Source organism: Telluria sp. AZSoR62 (assembly GCF_058111565.1).
Map to the genome: position 1 here is coordinate 1 of NZ_JBYTST010000538.1, position 242 is coordinate 242.

At 62.0% G+C, this 242-nt stretch carries 1 pseudogene; it reads left to right on the forward strand.

Annotated features, from left to right (window positions below):
* Positions 1 to 242 (forward strand): annotated as a pseudogene (locus AC3XQU_RS24675) (urocanate hydratase); the annotation flags it as partial.

Consider the following 242-nt stretch of genomic DNA (forward strand, 5'->3'; position numbering starts at 1 on the left):
TGGTGGTATACGGCGGTATCGGCCGTGCGGCGCGCAACTGGGAGTGCTACGACCAGATCGTCGAGAGCCTCACTAACCTGAACGACGACGAGACCCTGCTGGTGCAATCCGGCAAGCCGGTCGGCGTGTTCAAGACCCACAGCAACGCCCCGCGCGTGCTCATCGCCAATTCCAACCTGGTGCCGCACTGGGCCAGTTGGGAACATTTTAACGAGCTGGATGCCAAGGGCCTGGCCATGTAC